This is a genomic window from Paenibacillus sp. J22FR83 (assembly GCF_059691955.1).
Map to the genome: position 1 here is coordinate 246,683 of NZ_JCAUAM010000001.1, position 24,097 is coordinate 270,779.

Below are 24,097 nucleotides of genomic sequence, written 5' to 3' on the forward strand. Positions count from 1 at the left end.
TCCTCACCTTCATGCCGAATCGGCCACATTGAATTACGACTTACCTTGGCTGTGAATGGACTCCAGCCTATAACAAGCAGCCGAAGTCCGTTTTTCCCGTTTGACAAGCCGTTCTTATTTGTTCGCGTACAGCTTCACAGCATCTTCACCAAATTTGTATAGGTCTTCTAACAAGAATGCATTCGCTTTATTGGTTTCATACCATTTCGCATAGAACGCATCGACTTTAGCACCGCCAGCCTTTTCCCATGCATCTTTAGCATCTTTATAGGCTTGTTCAGCGGAGTATGTCTTGCCGCTTACGATCGATCTTGCCCATATATCTTTGATTGGTTGATCTGCATTTTTAACAATTAATGACAATTCCTGTGTTAGCACCGGCAAGTATTCTGGCTTTAACGTTGGAATCGGACGCTCTTTGGTCACGTAAGCAGCCTCAGATTGAAGTGCTAGTTCGCGCAGCGCCTTTAATGAGTCTGTTGTCTGCGGTTTCTGTGCAGTGAACGAACATTTGCCATACAGCAGTGTTGACGCCATCATGTTGAGATCACCTGTGTAGGAGATTTCTTTCTTATTCTTCTCCGCGTCAATCGGGCTCGGACATCCAGCCGCATCCTTATTCCAGTTCACACCTTCGAGTCCGTTTTGCAGTGTTCGTGCAGTCTCTGGTTTCATCATGAAATCAACATATTTCATAACCGCCTGTGGATCTTTAGCACCTGCATTAATGGCTCCAACCATTTGAATTGGACTAGAGATAACCGGACTAAACTGACCAAAAGACGATTTCGGAAGAGGCAGAATGGCTAGCTTGCCGCCTCCATTGTTTTTGACAAACGCATCATAATCACTAGCGCTTATATCTTGAAAGAGATACATGCCGAGCTTTCCTGCGAGAAAATCTTGTTTCGCTTTTTCGCCATTTTTATCCGCTAAGAAATCTTTATCCGCTACACCAGCGTCAAACAATGACTTCTGGAAATCAGTCGCCGCCTTAAGACGATCCCATTCATGGATAAATGCATTGCCTTCAAAACGCCACGCCACTTCTCCATATCCAAACATGTGAGAAATAATAGAATTCGCGTTACCGCTTAGATTAAGTCCGAATGTATCCGCTTTACCGTTGCCGTCAGGATCTTGCGAGGCGAATGCTTTGGCCACATTTAGAAATTCCTCCGTTGTCTTCGGTGTTTGCAGATTTAACTTCTGCAGCCAATCTTCACGAATGTAGATGCGGTGGCCGGACGTCAGCGGGTTGACTTTACCGAATTCGTAGAGTTTACCGTCATCCTTCGTCCCCAATTTCTTCAACTGCGGGAATTGCGTCATTAATTCCTTATACGTCGTGCTATATTTGGCAATGACATCATCAAGCGGCATCAGCATTTTCTGGCTGTACCACTGGTTCCGATAACCTGTATCGTATTCTAAAATGAGATCAGGTGCGCTATTCGTTGCGAATAAGGCATTGAATTTAGGCAACGACTCCCAGCGTGGTACCGTGACATATTTCACATCGGTTGGGCCGTTCTTATTGATCCATTCAACCCACCGATTCTTCTCCCAATTCCCTTCTTCAGGCGGTATGTTATTACGTTCATACACAGAAGCCACGATTTTCCCTCTTGGCTCTTGCGTTGCAGCAGGCTTCGCTGAAGCACTCTCTTGAGCAGGTGTTTTCTCACTTGTCGTGCTGCAACCGGCTGCGATTATACTTGTTAGTAGGACAACCGCCATTGGAACAGTAAGCTTGTGATTCCATAAATACTTTTTCATTCTTGTCTAACTCCCCTCGTTATTCGCTTGTCGGACCGACGTTCTCGGCTCCTATCTGCACTATAGCTTTCGGCCATTCTTTGCGCAATTTACATGTTTCCTTGGGCTAACCGAAAGGTAAAACATGACGAACTTACCGATTATCTGTGATAAACCAAAAAGAAAAAGCCCTGCTACGACGGGCTTTTCCCATGATTTTTGCGGTATTCTCCCGGTGTTGTGCCCACGACCTTCTTGAATGCGCGTATAAATGAAATATCGTGAATGTATCCCACGGCGTTAGCAATTTCCTGCAAAGAAAGCGAAGATGTCAGTAATAAGCGTTGACTATTTTCAATACGAATGCGAACTAAGTAGTCAACCAGTTTCTCACCGAATGCTTCCTTGAATAATCGGCTGACATATTTGCCATTTAACCCGAACACATCGTAGAGGTGATTCAACGACATCTCTGTGTTGGCATACTCTTTTTCAATATAAGCTTTGACTTCACGTATTAACGTATAATGACTACTCCGTTCCTGCAAGTCTCGCACACAGCGTTCAAAATCCTCCAATATGCGCCCGATCTGAGCTTCTAGATCTTCGGCTAAATCAAAAGTCTCACAGACCTGATGGATGTTGGGCAGCACTTCTGTTTTCCACACGACTTGAATTTCGGCCGGAAATTCTATGATTTCTTTATAGACATGATGACTTAGAGAGTTGAGAAACTGCACCAGCTCGACTCTAGACAGACGATTCTCTCTGGCTTCAAAGAACATGCGTTCAAGGATTGGACGCCATGGTTCTTCTCCTGTCCGAAAGGTCCGCGCAAGCAGCTGGATGGTGTGAAGCTGCCAGAATGCTCCGCCTTCCCCGTGCCTGGTCTCCTGATAGGAAATGACTTGATTCAACCCAAGACTTGGCTTGTAGGACAGGGCTTCCTTCGCTCCTGCGTAAGATCTGGCGATATCGTCAATCTGTGTCCCAGAAGGACCGCGACCAATGGTCACGGTAAAATCAAGATTGATCTCCACCCATTCGCGAATAGCTTCGCTCATATCAGTTAGGTGGCGTTCCATGTTAGTCGCCTGCTCCACGGATTGATACAAGGCCGTCAATCGATGCTGGGCTGTCCATTCGGTCCATACGGTTAGGGGATGCGATTCCGCTATCTCTTTGACGACACTGTTCACAACGAATTTCAGCAGATAGACATCACGATGTGTGTAGGTCTCGACCAACGAAGTAAACTTATCGATCTCCAGGACAATGACGCCGAGCGAATGGAATTGTGCAGGCAAATTCAGCCGTTCTAATTCCTCATCCCATTCCGTTGGCTCAATAGGACGGCTGCCCTCTAGCAACTCAACAAAGAAGTGTCGCCTGCGAAACATGGCATCTTCCTCATGCATTTTCTGATACGTAGTGGACTCTTCAATTAAATTATCCAGTGCCTGTTCAATAAACTTGAACTCATCAGGGACTTGCTTAGACAGTTTCCCGCTTTTCTGAGCGGAATAACGATTAATCTGATTGAGAATCTCTTCAATAGGCTTATAATTTCTTCGGGTCACGAAAGCCATCCAAACGGTACCCGCAATCACGACAAGTAAGCCCACAGCTACCCATATGTATGAAAAAACCGAAGCATATTTGAAAATCCTCTCATCATGTACACCGCCCGTGAACTTCCAACCCGTATATTCGGACGTTATATCGGATAAAACAGTTCCCCGAACCTCTCCCTGTTTCTCCCCCAATAAGACATTGTCATTAAAATCCTTGATTCGGACAAAATTAATGTTGGAACTCGTCAATTCTTTGACCATTTGCTCGATACTTGCCAAGCTAATATTCACGACAATGAGTCCCTGTCCGCCAACCAGCAGCGGATATTTGCGAACCAACGAAACAACAGCAGAGGGGAAATGTTCCGTATCCTGAAATTCGATATAATCCCGCTTTCCAGAAAGCTCATAGAAGGATGCTAGTTTCAATCGTTGGGAGATGAAATCGCGATCTCCGAACTTTTCCAGAGAAATAAATGTATTTTTGCTCATGACCATCTGATCGGAGTTACGGAACATGTAAATGGAGTCAATAAAACCATTCGTTGAAATCATATCCCTAACTTTCTTGGAAATTTCATAATGGTTGAAATAGGACAAGGAAGCATCGTTCTCGAAAAAAGCTTTGAGTTTCACGTCCGATTCAATATCCTTGATTAATCCTTGATCAATTTCCTTTAGTGAATAGTCGATCAATTGGATGACATGACGTGTGAACTGTTGGTTCACATTGACAGTCTCACGCTTGGTAAGTCCGCTAAGCAGCAAGAAAGTGAGTAGAATTAAGATCGATGTTAAAATGAAAAAGATGGGGAAATAGGAAAACAATAGACGGTAAAACCATTTTTTGCGCATTATCTTCGCCTCACCTAACTATCTCGAAATCGTAGATTACCGTGGATATGGAAAACAATAACACCTTCTTTTTTTGATGTAAAGAATTTCCTATCTTCATCGTAATACGATATCTGGCGATAGGTAAAATATGGATTAAATGGTTGAACAGTCCTTCATCTGCCTACTTTCTCTGCCTATCCCCCAATAGTCCGAAATGACCGAACTAATTCCTCGGTCGGCATCCTGGATTCTCCAATAGACCGAATTAGCCGAACTAAATCCCCTTAAATGACCACTGCATCCGAAAAATGGTCATTTAGTTATGTAAAAGAGACTGTCGATTAACAAATTATAGTTCGGAAATATCGGACTGCACTCACTACGAGCGTCTTGCACTCCATCCTGAATACGTAAGGGGAAACTTGGCATACCTCAAAATCCAAAACATATAAACGTTTATATGCTGAAAAAAAAGCTGGATCCTAGATCTCAGCTTTCTTTTTTAACTTCAGCTAACTATATCCCCTTGCCCTGTTTCAGCCTCTCCGCGAGCAACGCCAGATCTTTCCCGCCTAATGCACCTTCCATCAACTCCGGGAGCTTCTCAGGCGAACATCCAAAACAAGGAATACCGTGTTGCGCCAGCTTTTTGGCTACTGTATCGTCATATGAAGGTACACCCTGATCAGATAATGCGAGTAAGCAGATCGTCTTCACACCAGCCTGATGCATGTCGAGTAAGCGACTTATCATCTCTGTCCGATTGCCGCCTTCATACAAGTCTGAAACCAAGATAAACAGCGTTTTCTTCGGTTCTGTGATAAAAGACTCGCAGTATGCAATCGATTTGTTAATATCGGTTCCACCGCCAAGCTGAATCCCAAACAGCATATCAACTGGATCATTCGCACACTGCTCACTCAAATCTACGACCTCAGTGTCAAAAGCAACCACATGCGTGTCCAGCGCCGGCATACTGGCGAAAATAGAACCAATAATGGATGCGTAAATGACAGAACCCGCCATCGAGCCGCTTTGGTCAATATCGAGGATAACCGTCCACTCTTTGCTGCGGCGTGCGCGGTCAAAGAAGTAGACTTTCTCAGGCAGCAGAAGACCTCGCTCCTTATCATAGTGCTTGAGATTCTTGCGGATGGTCGTGTTCCAATCCAGTCCTGTTGCTGACGGCAGCGGCGAATGCTGCCTGCGATTCAAGGCCCCCGTAACTGCTCGGCGCAAATCCTGCGCTAGCCGCTGCACGATTTCATCGACAACAGCTTTAACAAGAAGTCTTGCTGTTTCTTTCGTTTTCTCCGGTATCTTTCCTTTGAGCGCCATTAATGTCGCTACCATCTGGATGTCAGGCTTCACTTGGGATAGAAGCTCCGGTTCGAAGAGCAGCTGTTTCAAACCTTTGCGCTCAATGGCATCGGACTGAATGACAGAGACCACGTCAGCTGGGAAAAAGGTCCGGATATCGCCGAGCCATTTGGCAAGCTTTGGGGAAGATGGCCCCAGTCCCGCTTTGCGGTAGCCGCCAACGTTCGATGCATCCTCAACCCCACTACTGGATGTCTCGTCATAGATCGCCGCAAGCGCCTCATCCATAAGTCTCGACTCCTCATCGAGCATGCTGTCTCCTGCTCCAAATGACTGCAGCTTCTCTTCCGAAGCTGCACCCAGAATTAATCGCCAACGTTTTACTTGTTCTTGATCCATCTTCGTCATAGGCTACAAATCCCCGAAATCAAAATCATTGAGCTCATCCAGCTTCTCCTTCTCTTCTTCACTTAACGGCTGCTGCAGGGCAGTCCCAGCCTGATTTGCGCCAACTCCCCAAATGTCGCCCATCATCTCGGCGACGGATGCCTTCTCCCGTGGCTCGAATGAACCGAAAGCGCGACGTAGAAATACTAAGGATCTTTGGAATGCCGCTTTATCCAACAATTCAATATACGTATCAAGCTGCTGCCACAACGATACCCTAGAGAGCAGCGCATATCGGTTGCGCATCGACATGCCTTCAAACCATCCCGCTCCCAAATCTACAGGAATGCCTGGCGACAAACGGCGCGAAACTTCCGTCGCTACACGCTCATCCGGTATTTCATTGCGCTCAAGCAATATGGCGAAAGCGAAGCCCGACAGCTTGGCATTGCGGTCATCCCGCGAGGCCAGCTCTTGAAGTTTACTCAACCATAAAGCATCGTCTACCGTGTCATAATGGTCTTGCGCGATCGTGTGCAGCGATTGAATCGCACGCACCATCCCTTGAGCCGCGTCATCGTTGCAGCCTGCGCTGTCAACGAGAAGCAGTGTTCCGCGCAGGAACAACTGCTGGAGCAGTGGAACTAGCGTATCCGTTTCGATGCGGCGCAGCGATCCATAACGGATCAACACCGACAGCTCGTAGGCCGCTCCTGCGACCTGCTCGAAGTTGCCCGCATCGACCGCAAGCCCTTGCAGCGCGGATTTGGCCTGCTCCATCAGCGCAGTCAACGCGCAATCGCAAGCGGCCCGAATGATGCGGGAAGCTTCCGCGATATCGCCGCAAACGTCGAGCCGCTCCTTCAATACGAAGGCTGCTGCCAGCTCGATCGTCTCCCCCTTCAAGGTTGATTCCACCGCTTGAATCTCAGATTCTGGCGTCCACTGCAGCGCCCAATTCTCCGCCCAAGATGCGGAGTCTTGATGCACCCTTTGCTTCTTGGCAAAGGAAATGCCTAGCAATTCCAACCGGTGCAAGAGAACCGACCGCTTCAAATCCAGAAAAGCCGCTTCCTCCGACTTCACTCTACGGTTTTCACGCAAATCCAACTCTAAGGTTGACGCAACCGTCGATTTGTATTTCTCCAACTTCAACCGCTTGAGCTCGCGATTCAAATCATCTTGAATCGGCGTCTGGCTTACGCCTTCAGGCAATCTGCCGATGGCCGTGCCCACATCTGTTCTTGCCAAAGCTTCTGCGATGCTCGAAAGCTCCCCATGACCAAGACAGACCATGGCAGCGTCCCGCAGATCTTTCCATGTAGGCTGATGACCGTCGTGAAGCGCAGCTAGTGCCTCTGCCAACCGCACACCTTCGATGAGCGAAGCTGTGGATCTGTACGTGCCTTGTTCTCTGAGATAAGCAGCGACCTGCGAGAAATACATGGAAGGCAGCCTGCTTAAGTCCCCCTTTTGGAGGCACTGCCAAAACAATTCAAAGTAAGCAGGCGCTTGATTCCCTGCCCCATATCCCGAGTGGGAAGACAGCTTGTAGTACGAATATGGCATCAACGTGAGCTTGGTTGTCGTCTTAGGCAATCCCTTCAGCTCTTTGTCCGTCATCGAAGGCAAACGACAATCCAATGCAGATGCATGATGCGCACCAGTGACGACTACGATTTGCTCAGGCGCATGCCCAGCTGCAATCGCATCTTGAATTTTACGCCGCATGTAAGCTTCGCGAATCTCATTGTAAGCTGCCTCATGCGGCGCATATTGCCACTCCTGCTGCGCCGTCAGCTCCCGCATTTGCGCCGAGAATTGATAAATGCCATGGCGGTAAGCATCCTTTTGCCCATTATGTTCAAAATGACGTTCCCAATACGCTTCGTAGTCCGGCTCTTCCGACAACTCGGCAAGCTGTTGATACAGTCTCCGTTGTCTAAGCACATACGTCTGAAAATCATCGTCCGCAGCCTGCTTGTTCTCCCCCTCAGCAGAAGCTGACCTGCGATGTCTATGCTCGTATAGCGCTAAGGCATGTTCAGTGGGCAGGTCGATAAACGCAGCCTGTGCACCATTGCGACTAGCCCATTGAAACGCCTGATATTCCGGCGAATAACTCGCATACGGATACAATAGCGTCCTTACGGGTAGTTGATCCGTGTAGGCCAAAATCGCAATAGGCGGGACAACGCCATGAGACGTTAATTCATGAATAAACCCGCTGGCATCGCTTGGTCCTTCAACGAGCACAGCCGTTGGCTTCACTTCATCTAGGAAAGCAAGCAAGTGAAACGCCCCTGCAGGCGACAAATGCCGTATACCAAAAACATGAAACCCCGAACTGCGATCTAATTGTTCATCTCCGAGCACGCGAAGTACAGATTTCTCCATGTCGATCCCCGCTTTTTCATCACATTTTCTAGATATTCTTTCCATATGAGGCGGTCCTTCTCTTCGTCCTTCACAATGGCTCCCTGGAGACCGGCGGCAATATCCTCTTCGCTAATCTGTCCGCTCCCAAAACTTCCTGCAAGCGCCATACTTCCTGTTAACAGCGAGATGGCTTCCGCCGTCGAAATCACACCGCTCGGTCCTTTGACTTTCTCCTTGCCATCCAACGTCATCCCGCTTCGCAGCTCGCGGAAAATCGTAACAACCTTCCGCACCGCCTCCTCCTCAGGGAGTGACGCTCTTAATTCATAGCTCGTCGAAATCTCGCTGACACGTTTGCGCACAATCTCGACTTCGGTCTCAATATCCGCTGGGGATGGCAGTACTATGATGTTAAAACGCCGCTTCAAAGCGGCTGACATTTCATTAACGCCACGATCGCGCGTGTTCGCTGTCGCAATGATCGAGAATCCTCTTGCAGCGAACACTTCTCTGCCGAGCTCCGGGATCGAGATTGTTTTCTCTGAGAGGATCGAGATTAGGGCGTCCTGGACTTCGGATGCACAGCGTGAAATCTCTTCGAAACGGGCGATCCCGCCAGTCTCCATCGCGCGGAATATCGGGCTTTTAATAATCGCTTGATCGGATGGGCCTTGCGCCAGCAACATCGCATAGTTCCAAGAATACCGAATATGTTCCTCGCTCGTGCCTGCTGTTCCTTGAATTACTTTGCCAGAATCCCCATGGATGGCTGCGGTCAGGTTTTCCGAGAGCCAAGACTTCGCCGTTCCCGGTTCCCCAATCAGCATAAGGGCTCGGTCAGTCAACAGCGTTGCGATGGCCATTTCGACCAACCGCTTGTTACCGATGTATTTCGGCGTAATGGTGACCCCTTTGACTTTTCCACCTGTCAGGAACGTCAATACCGACTTGGGCGATAGCTGCCACCCGGCTGGCTTCGCCTCTTGATCCGCCTTTTTCAAAGCTTCCAATTCTTCTACGTACAAACGTTCTGAAGGCAATCTTACGACATCTTGCTTTTGATCCATCCCCATAATCCCTGTCCCTTCTCTTCGTTATCTAATGGTTCGGTTTGATCCGGCTTCGCAGCGATCGTCTCCGCGATGTCCAACAGTTGATTCCTCATATACTCATTGGACACACTTTGCGCAAAATGCTGCAGTCTCTCCGCATAGGTACGCGGTAATAATTTCAGAAGCACCTGTTGGGCATGATTGAAATAATACATTTGTTTCTTGCCTTTCTCCAAGATTTCCAAGAGAAGCTCAGGAGCTTCCTTGTACGGCATACGGAATAAGGCAATGAGACAATGATTCGTTGTATGGTTGAAAAAGTCAGGCTTTTTGCGGCACGCTTCCACCAAGTAAGCAGCTATTTGTGAATTCTTGTCATGGGCAAGTCGGCAAACGAGTTCCGTTTCATCCAACTTCACGAACAAATGGACCCATCTGGAATCCCACTTCTGATGCTCGGCCTCATACTCGGCAGTTGCATAGTACATTTGATGCTCCAAAGTCGGAAACTTCGTACGCAGGACGCGTAACAAGTCCTTGGCCGCCGTCTGCTTTTTATCTTTTAGATCATGGCAGTAGCGTTCATAGACATCTTCTGGAGGAAGTATCTTCACGGCCGCTCTGAAGCTGTAGGCAATAAATTTGCGGTTGTACAACTCATGTAACGTGACAGCAAAATGGTCTGCCTCGGGCAGATCTACCTGCAGTAGAAGTTCAGCTGCAGCCTCCTGTACGTTTTCCGTTTCAGGAATAATAAAATGAGGCGTAGACAGCAATTTCTCTAAGAAATGGACGACTTCTGGCACTCTTTTTCCTTGTAGGCTGCGGATGTCCACCAACAACTGTTTGGCGGCCTCTTCTATGTTGGTCCGTTGAATAATTTGCTCCAGCATACTTTCTGCATGCCCGATAACAGAGAGCGTTAACGAATTGGCTTTGCATAATTGAATCGGTTCTATCGCAAGATCCTGATCTTTCGATCCCAGTGCCTTATACAGGCGAGCGATGGCTTGCTCCGTTCCAAGACGAGATAAGGCATATAAGGCAGCTTTGCGTATCTCTTTTTTCTTATCATCTGCTTGTTCCAAAATAAAATCTTCATGCTCTGGATAATTACCCAGAAGTTCAATTGCCGTGGAGCGTACTTCTGTTGATCCTTGCCCAGCAGCTTGAAGAAGCAGATCTTCGGCTGATTGAGCGAGCAACTCATGGATAAGTTCCAATCTGCGGGCATCACCTTTCCCGCCATCCAACTTCAATTGCTGCTGAAGCGCAGGCAGCGCCTCCATGCCTAGTGATGGCAGTACTGTTCGATGGAGATAATCCGGTACCTCTGCATAACTATCGTCTAACCCGGACACAGCGGCAGGTATGACGCGGAAATCATGATAAAGGCCATCCTCGAACCCTTGACGAATCTGCTCCATACGGCCCTGACCTTTTTGCGTCAATGCCTCGATAAGCGGGTTCAATTTGCGGTAGGCGATGGAGGTTGAATTCTTCGCTTCCGTTCCTTCCACAGGTACGAGATCCTCTTTCGTCTCCGTTTTCCCTTGCGTGTACAATACGGAATTCAAGAGGGTTCCGAGCTCCAAGAGTCGGCTAGCTGAGCTGCTCGTCTCCGCCTCAAGAACTTGACTAACCCCCTGAGCCACTCGGTTAAACACTGGCGCCGACTCGCCTAGCTTCTGAAGATTAGGCAGCATTTTCTTCAGACGCAAATCTCCCGGTGCCATTCCGCTCCCTGCTATAAATAAGCGCCGCACCTCGTGCTGCAATTCAAACAATAGATCTATACTCATGAGTTCGTCTCCTAATTTTATTCGTCAATAGAGTAAGCGAACAATTTCATTCGTCGTTACGATACTTAGTGGCTGCGCCTCTAGCCTGTTATGCTGCCAATTGTGTTCGAACATGACCAGAATCGCCTGATTCTGTAAATAAGCTAGATTTAGCATAGGCAGCAATTGCGTTGTAGGCTCGTTGAGATAAGGAATGTCTGCTAGTGGCAGCTGCTTGCCTTGTTCATCAATAAGCACATAGGAAGACTCCGTTTTCTTGACCTCCGCAAATTGCAGCAATGCAACGGGGCGCTTGTCCGAAAGTGGATTTTTGATCTGATTCTTCACTAGTTTAATGATTTCTGGAAATGACTTATGAGCGGAAGATCGGATGGTCTGAAAGTCTTGCACGTTCGCTTCGCGAAATGTCGCTTCCTCCCAACGTACACGCTTATTGAGCTCCCCATCTCCGGGATATTGGGCAAGTTCTTTCGCTTCGACGACGCCAAAAACAGAATCTTCCTCACGTATGTACTTCGCAGCACGGAATGGACGATATGTTCTTGTGTAGTGAAGCCCTCCACTTGTTAAGTCTGTCCAGTATCCCTCATCGATGAATTCGCCCCGCGCCTGATCCGTGTAAGATCGGAATGCCAGTTGCATGAGTGCTGAGGGCTCACTGCGTACGCGACCATACTCTCTCAATTCTGCAATTTGCCAAGCGTGCCCCATCCATTCTTCCAAGGTTGATTCTGTATCCAATGGAAGATCTGGATTTTCTAATCTACTGGTGAGATAGACGGCACTTTTCTTGATCAAAGCATGTAATAAGGTCAATTGCTCGATCGCATGGGTATACACGGTTTCCCGATTCTCGTCCGTTCGTAATTGCAGCGTCAATTCACGCAGTGCCGTTTGAATCCCCGGAATATAATAGTTGCCAAGTTGCTTAGCCTGATCTTCCGCGGTTTGCAGCGCCTTTTTGTCCAGACTACCTAATCCTGACTGCGTAAACTGCAAGATCAACTTCTCCGCAATGCTGACCCCTTCCAACTGTGCAGCTATTTTCTTGATCAAAGCTGATTTGTTCGTCTTCCGCTTCGCAACTGGAGCGTCGGGATCGACAGGTTCTTTCTTCTTTTCCTCTCGCTTCTCCGCCTTTTCCCTCTTATCCACAATATCCTGTGGCACGGGTGCCGTAGTAAATGGCTTGCCTGATGTAAAGGCATACATCAAACCAAGATTGTGTTTGCACGGAAACTGTCGGCTCGGGCATGAACAGCGGAATACGGGATTGCCCTCTTTCGCCAAATCGACTGAACAGCGATACGGATCTTTCCCACTACCTTTACACTCTCCAAAAATAATCGTCCCGTCCTCTGACTGACAGAGCAGCGGAAAACTATTCTTCTTGACCAAATCCTTGCCGTTCTTAATCGCAGCGCTATTCTGCGCCAAACTATCTACATACGACTCCGTTAATTGATTCATCTTTTACCCCTCACAACTTGGTTATACAAATAGTTTCCACACCATGCCTAATTTTCCTTTTTCATGGGTATGGTATTTCGTCCCTAAATAGAACCGAATTAGGAGTTCCTTGGTGAATTCAGCCGGTGATCAGCCCTTGGTCAACCCTTGATCAGCCCTTTATCTAAGCAAAATTGCAAAAGTGCAACCTTTTCTTTCGAATACCCCCTCATTATGGGAAATGCTTGCAAATAGGCAACTATTTCGGCCTCTATCTTCATTTCAGGCCCTATTCCGCTCAAAAGGATGCCTTTTCGCACTTATTTCGATATTTTGGGCATTTCCCATGAAAATAAGTGTATTTTCGCATCTTTGCTCATCCTGACTCTGCAAGTACGCCGCTCATCGTTCCCCCTTCATGCAATCATAAAAAAGAGGATATCCACAGTGACTTTCCCTACCACCCTAGACGACTAGGAGGCTGAAGCCATAACGGAAATCCTCGTATCTTCAATTCACTCAATCAATTAATCCCAAAAAAATCCATTGCGGTTCGTGCAGTCGCCTCAGCAACTTCCTCACTGGTTACACCAAGACACGCAGCAACAGTCGCTGCAATGTGCGGGAGAAAGACAGGCTCATTCCGGCCACCCTGTGGCTTGACTGGCAAATCCCGAGGCGTTAGGAAAGGGGCATCTGTTTCTAACATCAAACGATCAAGCGGTATTTTCTTCACAAGTTCACGCAAGTGCTTGCCCCGCCGTTCATCGCAAATCCAGCCTGTGATACCGATGTAGAATCCTAGCTGCAGATACACTTGAAGCTCTTGTAGTGAGCCCGTAAAGCAATGAACAACCGCTTTATTCAGCGAACCGATATACGGCTTCAGGATCCGAACGAAATCGTAATGCGCTTCTCGCTCATGCAGGAAGAGCGGCATTTGCAGCTCGCTGGCTAGCACGATCTGTTCTTCAAACCATTTTCGCTGCACATCGCGAGGTGAGAAATCCCGATTATAATCTAGCCCACACTCACCAATAGCAACCACATGAGGCAGCTTCGCAATTTGCCGCAGCCTATCCATTGTATGTGCTTTGCAATTACGCGTGTCATGCGGATGTATCCCTGCTGTCGAAAATAATTTCCCAGGAAATTTACTCGCGTATCGCGACGCTTCATCACTGCTTCTTAAGCTTGTTCCCGTCATGATGAGTGGGGTCACTCCCGCTTCAATCGCTCTCGTAACCACATCCTCGCGGTCGCCATCAAAAGAACGATGCATAAGATTAACACCAATGTCGATGAGTGGATTAGTCATGGGGTGGCGCCTCCTCTGTGTGCCTCATCAAGACGGCAGAACTCAGCAGGAATGGCGTCTGCAAGCCATACTTCATTGCCTGCGTAGTAGAAGACTACGCCAGCTTGGGAGGCTTTTTCCGCATCAATCGCCAGAATCACTAATTCCCCTCTTCGTTTACCCGCTAGCGTTGCAAAATGAAGTCCTTCGGACAAATGAACATATTTACGCTGCATTGGGCGTATTCCTTGCTTCATAATCGAAGGAGCTGCCTGCACATTCGTGCCATGGTAGAGCACTTCAGGTGGTAGTGCAGGAGGATAACTCACTTTATCATGGCTATGCCCATACCTAGCTCGAATACGATCACCAGTAATCTCAAAACGCTGCTTCTCACAACCCGCAACAACTTCTTGAACATCACTTTCCTTAATCTCTGACCACTTCGACTGTGCACGAAGAACTTCTAACAACTCAACAATCGCACAAGAAGCATCGATAGGATCTAAACTCAACCCGAAATCTTGAGGGGCATGCCGCAATATTTTACTCATAAACTTACTTAATTTCGTGTGCATTACAGTGGGTAACATCTCAATCACTTCCTTATCTGGTATTCGAATGTATTCTCACATTTCCTAACTAACCAAAAAACCAACCCTCACGTCCGTATCCTCTTTCATCCATGACATCGTCTGCCCTTTATGCAGCTCTGACTTCATCGATTTCACCAACGTCTCGATATCCACCCTTTGCTCATAGTGCAGCTGGAGTGCTGCGGAGACATACAATTCATTTAACTGGGCAAAAGTAAACCCTTCAGTCTGCTTCGCCGTCACGCGAATCAACTCTTCGCCTAGCAGCTTCCCGATCCCCTTTTGCTCCAAATACGTCTGTCTCAGTTCTAGGTCTGGCAGCTTGATTTCATAAGCGCGGTCGAATCGACCTGCCCGGTTCATCAGTGCTGGATCAATCTGCTCCGGATAATTCGTTGTCCCGATGAGGAATATTCCTTCTTTGGAAGTAGCCCCATCTAGAATGTTTAAAAAGTAAGACCTAGCCCGCTGCGGCATCGCATCGATATCTTCAATGACCAGAATCATGGGCGCCATAGTAGCCGCTGCTTGAAACGCTTCTTGGATAGACTCGCTACACGTATTCTCCGTAATTTGCCAATACGCAACGGGTGCTTTAACGCTGCCGGCAATCGATTTGACGAGCGTTGTTTTTCCATTTCCAGGCTTTCCGTAGAGCAGGATCCCCCTTTTATACGGAAGGTCATATGCTTTGAAGAAAGCACGATCCTCCGTAAAAAACTGATCGATAGCGCGATAAATATCTGTTTTCACTTCGCTCTTCATAATGACTTCTGAACGATCAACCATACGTGTAATCGGCGCCAATTCTTTGTCCATGCCATGAGGTCCATCCGTGAAGACGGTTACTTGCCGTCGATCTAACTCTCTGCGTCGTTGGCGTGCGTTTTCTAGAAAGCGCAGCAAACTAGCATCATCTATTGCAAAAACAAAATCCTCTGCGCCAACGCCATTTAAGCGAAAGATCGGCACTCTAGCTAAAGCGATACCCCAGGACGGGTACATAAAAACGTTATTTCGCAGTGTTGGATACGTTCGATAGGCCCCGACATCCCCTTCTCCATCGATGCCAAATGCCCGAGACTCCATATGTTCGAAGATCCGAGTGACGAACTGCACGTCATTGGCCCCTGTCTTCACATCCTGTTCGAGCAGCTCCCAATACTCCTCTTTCCGATCATCACTCAAGTAGGGTTCAAAGGGGTGACCATATTGCGCTTGCAGCACATCTTGAATACGTTCTAATACATAAACATAGTCCCCATAGGCTTTCGGCAAGTCGTTTGTCGACCTCAATGGAGCAGTCACAGCTGCCGTTTCTTCCTTTATTTCCACACGTTGTAACCACTGTTCATTGTTCATTTCGCACCTTTTACTGCCGCCATGGGCTTACATTTGGCTACAACTTCGGCCAATCCCGCTCCGACGACACTTTCAATAATTTGATCAACATCTTTGTAAGCTTGCGGCGATTCATCTAGAATCGACTCTAAAGATCTTTGGTTAACGACGATTTCCTCATTCGTCCCTACTCGCATGGAAGAGGCAAATTCATTCAATGTAATTAATCGTTTCGTTGCACTGCGTGAGCGAATTCGCCCAGCTCCATGACAGATGGAGTGAAAATTGGCTTTGCCGCCCTGCGCCCCAACCATGATATAGGAAGCTGTCCCCATGGAACCGGGAATTAGCGCAGGATGACCCGTTGTTACATACGGCTGCGGGTTATCCGGGTGACCTGCCGGAAGCGACCTCGTCGCCCCTTTACGATGAACAAAATAAGACTGCTCATCATGCTTTTCCTCCCACGCATAGTTATGCATCAGATCGTACAGCGTGGTCATTTCAAATTTCGAGCCAAACACATCTTTGCCGGCCTCTCGGATAGCATAGGCAATTAAATGGCGATTGACTACCGCATAATTGAGCGCTGCATACATCAAATTCACATAATTCTGAGCTTCCGGATGCTCGAGCGGAGCAAATAACAGTTTAGGATCAGCCGTTCCTAATCCATGTAGTCGCATCACTTTCATGATGTCACTGCTGCAGTATTGACTCACAGAGCCGCCCCATGCCCGCGAACCCGAGTGAATCATAACGACGATTTGCCCATCAAATAGTCCCCAAGCTTCAGCTACTTCCCGGTTCTCTTCCGCGATTTCGATGGACTGAATTTCTGCAAAATGGTTCCCATTCCCCAGCGTCCCAAGTTGACGATGCGACCGATACCAAACTTGACTCGGAAGTCGATTCAATGCATTCTCATCTATTGTAAATTTACTGCTCTCCACATGCGTAAGCGATGTTGCCTTTCGAGGCGTATAGCCGTCAGGTATATACTTCTTAGGAAGTCCATGCAAGCCTTTGGTAACTATGTGTTCCAAACGGATGTCCGAGAAGTGGCCGCGTGCGTGATCCTCAACAGGTAAATACTTCTCGATGGTCTTCACCAGTTTGCGCCGCAGCTTCACATCTTTCAGTTCATCCTTATGCACATTCGTCATATGCACACGCATGCCACAGCCAATGTCGCTGCCGACAATGGAGGGTGATACGTATCCGTTATGTGTGTTCCACACTGCTGTCGTGCCGATGCAAGTACCAACGCCAACATGGACGTCAGGTGTATAACTCATATACACACCATTGGGAATTTGCAAATTGTTGTTGGCCATCTGAAAAACTTGGTAATCCAACGCTTTGAATAACTCAGGTCCTGCGTACACATGGACGTCTCCCGCTGGGAGTTGGACCTGCCTATAATAATTTTCTTTCATTCGTTATATTCCTCTCTTTTGTGGACGCAAAAAAACCGTAGACGACATCGTCTACGGTTTTGTCACGTCAAATTTACCTAGGTCGACTCCAAGAAAGAGTACCTACGTATTCGTCACTAGTCCGGTTGAGACCGATGGTATAAAATGCTTTTCGATTGTCAGGTTATTCATAGAAATTTGATTGCGAATCATATCGTCGGCCTCCTTTCCATTCATTTACAAGTATCATACGAGTCAGAGCTAAGAACTGTCAATCCGCATGGGACGGAAAGATTAATTATAATAATGAGTCCGTTACTTTAAACTGTTTACCGATCGGCAGGCAAATATGGATCGTTGTCCCTTGACCATTTTGACTAGTTAACTCCAAAGTTCCGTTATGCGCATGAATAATTTGCTGCGTCGCCATCATGCCAAGACCTGTGCCGTTCTCTTTCGTACTAAAAAAGGGAGATCCGATTTTGGAAATGAGCTCCTGTGGAATGCCGTGTCCATGATCAATAACTTGAACCAAGATTGAATCTTCGATTGGTCTTGATCCCACAATGTCAATCACACCGCCATCAGGCATAGCCTCTATTGCGTTTTTAATTACATTAATGAAAACTTGCTTCAACTGATCCCCCACACATGGTATGGCGGGCATTTCCTCCAGATGAAACGTTCTTAACTCAATGTTGTTAATTAACGCTTGTGAGCTCATCAGCATGACGACATCCTGAATAATTTGCCAAATGTGTTCATTGTTGAAATCTTGTGCAGTAGGTTTAGCTAAATACAGCAATTCACTCGTGATCAGTTCGATTCGTTTAAGTTCATCCTTCATAATGGCAAAATAATTTTTATTAACCTCTGGTAGGCTTTTTTCAATAAGTTGGGTAAATCCCTTCAGGGATGTGAGCGGATTTCGAATTTCATGAGCGATCGACGCTGCTAGCTGGCCGACGGCAGTCAGCTTTTCTGCTTGTAACAGCATCGTTTTACGGTTGTTTTCTTGCGTAATATCTTTCGCAACACCAAAGACCCCCATAACCTCATCATTTACGATGATCGGTATGTTGGTTACTTTTACATCAATGATACCCCCGTTTTTGTGAATGGCTTTTGTTTCATAATTTTGGGTAATACCTTGGCCCGCATTCAAAAAATAACCTTGGGTCTTCTCCAATTCTTCTAGCGGTATTAACGGCACGTACGACATGCTTAAAAACTCCTCAACACCATATCCGAGCATTTGCTCCATCGCCGGGTTCACCCGAAGGTAATTCCCTTCCAAATCGAATGCAAATACAGCATCCGGGTTATATTTAAATAAGGACTCATAATGTTGTTCCTTTTCTAACGAAACGCCCTTTTTTTGTGTAATATCTTGAAAAAAAATGGAAAGACCGCTTGAAGACGGATAAGCTCTCACACTAAACCAAGTTGTTAATGGCGAATAATACACCTCAAATTCCGCACTAACTTGTTCAAGCATCACTTTATGCAATTGAGCATACAAAGTTAAATACACGGCAACTGGGATTTCACTCCACATCTCGTTACCAATAAGCTGGTCCGCATGCCGAAATAAAATTTTTGATGCTTCCGCGTTAATATATGTGAACTCCCAGTCCGTATTGACCGCAAAAAATACATCCGAAATACGATCCAGTATCTCATTCCGTTCATAAATATCAACCATGCTCTACCCTCTCTTCGCAAAAGTGAATTGAACAAAGAAAAAGCCTAAATAAGAGCTGCTATAGCAGCTTTTATTTAGGCTGATGCCCAGCGTTCTTTCTGGTTCATTACCGCCAATTTATTGACTCGGATTTAAGATAAACACGATGACGCTTTTATCCAAATGAAAGTCCCAGTCGACAAATACATCATCAATCTTCGTATTAAGGAAGCTCTGAAAATGGCCATTATTATGGAGATGACTCTTTTCTAGGTTGCGTTTAGCCAACTTTAAGCTTTCTTCATGTCCAATTCGAATTAATTCTTTCTCAATACTTATAAGGATCCCATTACGGATCACTACTAGGTTTCTTTCGTTAATCATGAATGAATACACTTCGTCCGGCTTTTTCTGAACCTGTTGAGAGATCGTACTAATTTCCAGGTGAAGCTCCTCTTTTCCTGTATAAACGGATTCGAAAGAGATTTGTTCATGGTCATCGCCTGATTCGATACCGACCATAACACCGGAATGATTATGAAGTCCCCAGTCATAATAAAATTCACCAATCTTCATCCCGGCCAATACGAGTAAATACGCTTTGATTTCTGGAATTAATGTCTTCATCAATAAGTCTCTCGTTGATTGTATCGAGTGGATCTGATCTTGAAGAAGCAGAATTTTTTCCGTTGGTGAGAGGAAGTGTTTTAAATAAAGAACGACAAACGGACGATTGATGCTGACAAAAATGGATTGAGGACCTTTCCCGAAAGACTCTCGTAGCAACCTGCCTACGTAACTCGCGATTTCGGTTTGTGCTTGTTTATCCAACACCATTCATCCTTCATTAAGGCAAAAGCATTATTTCTTTTACCCCAAAATTATTTTAAATAGTTATTTTAAAAAGTTCAATAGAAATTTTCCTTAGTATGTACCACTGGCAGCGTTCTATCCCATCTATGTATCAAATTGGCTACTAATCGTGACTTGGGTTTAAAATAAACACAATAACGCTTTTGTCCAAATGGAAGTTCCAGTCCGTGAATATATCCAAAATCGGTGACTTGACAATTTTCTGAAACTGATTGTTATTGAACAAATAATTTTTCTCAAGATTTCGCTGAGCCTGCTTTAAATTTTCCTCAAAACCTAATCGAATTAATTCCTTAGCAATAGAGATCAAAATACCTGATTTGACAACGAGGAGTGTCCTCTCATTAATGAGATAAGATTGAATGTTATCGGGGATTTTTTGAATGAGAAGGGAGATTCTCTCAATCTCATGGTGAAGCTCCTTCTTACCAATGCACCACTCTTGAGGTCCCTGATCTACTGAATTCTCTTCAGATGCAATGCCGACAAATACGCCTGAATAGTTATGTAATCCCCAGTCATAGTAAAATTCTCGAATGTTCATTCCAGTTAGTAGCAGCAAATACGCTTTGATTTCTGGAATAAGTGTCTCCATTACAATGTTTCTCGTTTGTTGAACGGAATACAAATGGTCCTGTTGCAGGAGAATCTTCTCCGTTTGCGATAAAAAATTCCTTAGGTAGATAACGACAAACGGACGATTGATACTAACATAAATCGATTGTGGACCTTTCCCAAAAGCTTCTCTCAGCAATCTTCCAATGTGACTTGCGATCTCGTGTTGTGTTTGCTTTTCATGATTATTCAAAAATCCCATCCTCAGCTCAGGTAAGGATAATTTTACCTTCTCTTATTTTGTAACAAAAAAAGCCTAAATAAAAGTTGTGGTGAACAACTTTTATTTAGGCTTATGCCCAGCTCAATCACTGGTTCATTAAGTCCGTAGTATTAATTAGTATCGTTCATTCTTCGTTTAAGGCTCAAGCTTTATTTCTTTTGCCCTAAGAATTATTCTAATTACTTTTCGTAAATATAACAAGACAAATTTGCCCAAGCTCACTCGCTCCACAAGCAACTGCTTCATTCATATTCAGTTGATTTCCCCCTCCTCCTTGCTTGGATTGTCCCACCCTCTCGTTTAAAGGTGGTGCTATAGTAGAACTAGTAGGAGTGCATCTATATAACTTAATTGGGAGGTCCATGTGATGAGAAAACACTCCAAGAATATGACGACTCAACGGCCTTTCGCCTGCTATGATTCAGAGCAGCTTATGGGTATACGTAATCGCATAGCCAAACAATCTGAGCTTCAGGTGGAATATCAGCGGCAGTCTTCATTATCTAATGCCTTTGCCGAAGTGGAATCGTCTTTGCCTATTCATCTTTTTTCCGCATACCGTACGACTCCCTTTGTGATTCGAACACCTGAGAAAGCTTCATATATGAAATTAACTCTTCGCATCCGAGGAGAGGGCGCAGCCTGGATCCGACAAGTGCAGCTTACTCATTCGGAAAAAGGGCTACCTGTGCCGATCGTAAACGGCAGCTTTGAACAAGGATTTGCTGGTTGGGAGGTTTCAACTTCCAGTTCTTCCAACTCGGTTTCCATTCAACCATCAGAGGATCCTAGACTCGGTCAATGTTTGTACGTGATGAACAAGTCGGATGATGACTTCGTGCTTTTGGCCAAAACAGAGCCAATTCCGGTCTATGCCCAGGAGCATTACAGCATTCAGACGACACTTCGTGTGGATGCATGCTTCTCCCAGGATGGGGTATCCGTGGAAGTCACATTCCTTGATCGAGACGGTCAACCTATGGATGTGGTGTATACTTCGAACTCGTTTAACCGTAAGACACCAACGAATTGGGCTGCCCTGCTGGAGACCGCCGGCGCGGATGCGAACGCATATATGGTCACAGGAGATGTGCTGTATGCGGAGCGAGCCAAGCGAAAGATCTTGTACATGCTGCCAGATATGTGCCAAGGGATGGATATTTTCAAAGCTACCGGCTGGCATGATGATGATACTTACGGAGCCGTCCATATTGGACGAGGCCTGGCAGTGCTATCTGTCATCTATGATCAGATTGCGGATTCTGGCGCCATTTCGGTCGAGGAGGATGATGCCATCCAGTCCAACTTCCGTTATATAGCTGGTATGATGATGGACACGCAATATTATCGGTTCGATCTAGAACAGTTTCCCGATGAAAAAGGCGGCAAACGCAGCAACTGGAACGCAGACCGCGCCACAGGCCTCGGGATCTACGCACTCATTTTCCCAGACGAGATACTTGCAGAAGTCTATTTAACACATGCCTGCGAAGTCGTAGATTGGCAATTGGAGCATGTCGTTGACCAGGATGGCGCGTGGCCTGAGAATATTCGTTACCATGGTGCTGTGCTGCATCGATATTTTCTGTTCTTCACACTGCTGCACCGACTTAGAGGGATAGACTATTGGTCTCACACTAAGGTCAAGATGATGTATCGCTTCTTATTTGGCACTGTAGCACCGAAGGATTCTGTTCAAGGTGGTCCAAACTCCGAGGCCAAACTGTTGTTTCCCGCTGTTGGAGATTCGACAGTCGACGATAATTGGTTCCGTATGTTCGCTTATGCAGCACCTTTCTACGTGCAGTCAGATCCGCAGCTAAGCCGGGAGATGATGTGGGCTTGGAAGCACGGGGGGAGCGTGGTCCGAGATACAGGTGCTAGTCCTTGTACGTTGCTGCCGCTCCTCTACCCACAGCCAGAACTTCCACAGGAAGCGCCAGCACTCGCGTCCGTTCACTATGCTGGCATCGGGTATGTCATCTTTCGGCAGCATTTCGGTCAATGGGGACAGGAAAACTATGCGATATTCGAGTCTTCACCGCTAACATACCATGCCCACCACGATGAGGGGCACTTCTCCCTATGGGCGAACGCTACGCCATTGACGCTTGATCCTGGAACGGGAGGATATTACAACGGAGATCGTCATTGGTACGTGAACGGACATGCACATAACGTCGTTCAATTTATGGATGAAGCAGGCATTCCCCGGAATGGCCCGCTCCAAAGTATTTGTGAGGAAGTTGTTTTCTCGGACCAACTGGATTATGTACGAAGTTCCATTCCAGATGTCCTTGCGGAAGACTACCATCGCCATTTCACCTATGTGAAGGCTGGTGGTGCTAATGTGTACGTGGTTTGGGATCATATCCGGAGTCCGCGGAACAGTGTTTGGAATCTGCATACGATGAGCACATCTTCGGTGATCGAGAAGAACCGCATTACAGCCCACTGCTTAAATGAAATGAATCTGGAAGTTAGCTTCCTGGAACCAAGCAACATGACAGCATCGATGGATCATGGCGCCGTGTCCGGGGCTTACCCTTTGGCTGTTCAGGAACATTTTCGAATCCGCGGTGACAGTGGCGGCGATTATCTCACCCTGCTATATCCGAAATCCGGTGCATCGTCCGGTCTTACCATGCAAATGCAATCCCATCGCGAGGAAAGTGATGATTCGGAAGAACTTCGGATGTACACGATATTCCGCGAAGAACACGTCTTGTTCCACTTGGTGGTGAACGGATCAGATCGCGTTCATACTTGCGCCGTACAATCCGATGTACCGCTTATGAACCTACTAGACATAACATCGTATTCACCGGAGTCCGACGGACAATGCCAGATTCAGGTAGACAGCGGAAGGCTTGCTATACTCATAGAGATTGGCTAGTTGGCTGTAGCAGCTCTACAATCGCCAGGTCTCACACTCGACATAGTATTCGTGCAAATACTCACTTCCTGTTATTGTCGCACAAGGGTGATTTTAGTTGGTTATGGCGGGGGTGAGATGATGGCAATAGTGGAAATGTTAGTGATGATGACATAAGTTTGCGGTGGGAATTGAGGGTTCGAAGGTGGCCGCAGCCGTGATTTTGTATTTAACTGGAAAATATACAGTTATTATCGCCAATTTCCTTTGAAAATTCAATTTAACTGGAAAATATGTAGTTAAAATCTACTTTTCTGTTCACATCGGCTAGATTCCTCAAAAATAACTGTATATTTTCCATCTATTGCGTAATGGACCAATAAAATCCACAATTTAACTGTATATTTTCCATCTAAATCTGAAACACTTATCTACTTTACCTGATGCACCATTTATGCGCTTGAAACACACATCCATTTTACCTAGAGCACCATCTACTCGCTTGAACACACATCCATTCACCATACTACTTATCTCCCAACCATCGGTCTAACTCAGCAATTCATGCTATATCTCTACACTCCTATCACCACCAGCATATTACACTACATTTATAC

The 24,097-nt window shown here is 46.4% G+C and carries 15 protein-coding genes; 1 reads left to right on the forward strand and 14 read right to left on the reverse strand.

Going from position 1 to position 24,097, the window contains the following annotated elements:
* Positions 1–114 precede the first annotated feature (114 nt).
* The 14 genes from AC58PV_RS00830 to AC58PV_RS00895 form a co-directional block, all read right to left on the reverse strand.
* Positions 115–1,779 carry a type 2 periplasmic-binding domain-containing protein gene (locus tag AC58PV_RS00830; RefSeq protein WP_497430398.1) on the reverse strand — a complete coding sequence of 555 codons (1,665 nt, stop codon included), beginning with the start codon at positions 1,777–1,779 and terminating at the stop codon, positions 115–117.
* Between the two features lie 173 nt (positions 1,780–1,952).
* Positions 1,953–4,187, reverse strand: a complete 2,235-nt coding sequence (locus AC58PV_RS00835) for a helix-turn-helix domain-containing protein (RefSeq protein WP_497430399.1) — start codon at positions 4,185–4,187, stop codon at positions 1,953–1,955.
* Positions 4,188–4,685: 498 nt separating this feature from the next.
* Positions 4,686–5,897, reverse strand: coding sequence for a VWA domain-containing protein (locus tag AC58PV_RS00840; protein ID WP_497430400.1), 1,212 nt, complete (start codon positions 5,895–5,897; stop codon positions 4,686–4,688).
* A 3-nt stretch (positions 5,898–5,900) separates the two neighbouring features.
* Entirely contained in the window at positions 5,901–8,273 is a 2,373-nt protein-coding gene (locus AC58PV_RS00845) for a DUF5682 family protein (RefSeq protein WP_497430925.1), read from the reverse strand.
* Positions 8,231–9,322: an ATP-binding protein gene (locus tag AC58PV_RS00850; RefSeq protein WP_497430926.1), complete on the reverse strand. Its 1,092-nt coding sequence runs from the start codon at positions 9,320–9,322 to the stop codon at positions 8,231–8,233. The genes AC58PV_RS00845 and AC58PV_RS00850 overlap by 43 nt, the downstream gene beginning before the upstream one ends.
* Positions 9,298–11,109, reverse strand: coding sequence for a HEAT repeat domain-containing protein (locus tag AC58PV_RS00855; protein WP_497430401.1), 1,812 nt, complete (start codon positions 11,107–11,109; stop codon positions 9,298–9,300). Before AC58PV_RS00855 ends, AC58PV_RS00850 begins: the two co-directional genes overlap by 25 nt.
* A 24-nt stretch (positions 11,110–11,133) precedes the next feature.
* Positions 11,134–12,579, reverse strand: a complete 1,446-nt coding sequence (locus tag AC58PV_RS00860; protein WP_497430402.1) for an SWIM zinc finger family protein — start codon at positions 12,577–12,579, stop codon at positions 11,134–11,136.
* Between the two features lie 502 nt (positions 12,580–13,081).
* On the reverse strand, positions 13,082–13,876 hold the full coding sequence (locus AC58PV_RS00865; protein ID WP_497430403.1) for a TatD family hydrolase: 795 nt from the start codon (positions 13,874–13,876) through the stop codon (positions 13,082–13,084).
* Positions 13,873–14,448, reverse strand: coding sequence for an RNA 2'-phosphotransferase (locus AC58PV_RS00870; RefSeq protein ID WP_497430404.1), 576 nt, complete (start codon positions 14,446–14,448; stop codon positions 13,873–13,875). The genes AC58PV_RS00865 and AC58PV_RS00870 overlap by 4 nt, the downstream gene beginning before the upstream one ends.
* Before the next feature lie 45 nt (positions 14,449–14,493).
* Positions 14,494–15,813, reverse strand: coding sequence for an AAA family ATPase (locus AC58PV_RS00875; RefSeq protein WP_497430405.1), 1,320 nt, complete (start codon positions 15,811–15,813; stop codon positions 14,494–14,496).
* Positions 15,810–17,231, reverse strand: coding sequence for an RtcB family protein (locus AC58PV_RS00880; RefSeq protein ID WP_497430406.1), 1,422 nt, complete (start codon positions 17,229–17,231; stop codon positions 15,810–15,812). The genes AC58PV_RS00875 and AC58PV_RS00880 overlap by 4 nt, the downstream gene beginning before the upstream one ends.
* Before the next feature lie 277 nt (positions 17,232–17,508).
* On the reverse strand, positions 17,509–18,915 hold the full coding sequence (locus AC58PV_RS00885) for a PAS domain S-box protein (RefSeq protein WP_497430407.1): 1,407 nt from the start codon (positions 18,913–18,915) through the stop codon (positions 17,509–17,511).
* A gap of 117 nt (positions 18,916–19,032) precedes the next feature.
* Positions 19,033–19,725 carry a Na-translocating system protein MpsC family protein gene (locus tag AC58PV_RS00890; RefSeq protein ID WP_497430408.1) on the reverse strand — a complete coding sequence of 231 codons (693 nt, stop codon included), beginning with the start codon at positions 19,723–19,725 and terminating at the stop codon, positions 19,033–19,035.
* 145 nt (positions 19,726–19,870) lie between these two features.
* Positions 19,871–20,575 (reverse strand): Na-translocating system protein MpsC family protein, encoded by a 705-nt coding sequence (locus tag AC58PV_RS00895; RefSeq protein ID WP_497430409.1) that lies wholly within the window; start codon positions 20,573–20,575, stop codon positions 19,871–19,873.
* A 397-nt stretch (positions 20,576–20,972) separates the two neighbouring features.
* Here AC58PV_RS00895 and AC58PV_RS00900 point away from each other — a divergent pair, with 397 nt between their 5' ends.
* The gene (locus AC58PV_RS00900; protein WP_497430410.1) at positions 20,973–23,501 is read left to right on the forward strand and encodes a heparinase II/III domain-containing protein; all 2,529 of its coding nucleotides are present in this window, start codon (positions 20,973–20,975) and stop codon (positions 23,499–23,501) included.
* Positions 23,502–24,097: the final 596 nt, after the last annotated feature.